General features: G+C 48.6%; 1 pseudogene. It reads left to right on the top strand.

What is annotated here, in order from left to right:
* Window positions 1-356 (top strand): annotated as a pseudogene (locus tag NNO04_RS22645) (phage tail sheath family protein); the annotation flags it as partial.

The following is a 356-nucleotide window of genomic DNA, read 5'->3' as shown; positions in this document are numbered from 1 at the left end:
CTCCTGCAGGGGAAACCGGGGAATATACCTATACCTGGAAGGTCAATGCCGGGTTTAATCCACTCTGTATTCAGAGTTATTTTCAGAATGGCGGCGGGCCCTGTTATCTGTTGCCTTTAATCAACCCTGCCAGTTCGACGGAACTGGCAACATTGCCTGATGCCATTGCAAAAGAAAGTGACATTACGTTGCTGGTTTCTGTTTACAGCTCAACCGATGAGCAGACGGCTGTTTACAACAGTATTAACAGCTTACTGAAGAGTGACCCGGGCTATTTTTTACTGGCTGACAGCAGTGATGGTTCGACGGTTCCGTCCACTGAGCCGATGAAGACCGCAGTCTATTATCCGAAGGTC

Origin of the sequence: Citrobacter sp. Awk 4, assembly GCF_028069725.1 — a bacterium.
In the GTDB taxonomy this organism is placed as follows: domain Bacteria; phylum Pseudomonadota; class Gammaproteobacteria; order Enterobacterales; family Enterobacteriaceae; genus Citrobacter_D.
The sequence above is the reverse complement of the archived record's forward strand: the minus strand, read 5'-3'. Positions and strand labels throughout refer to the sequence as shown.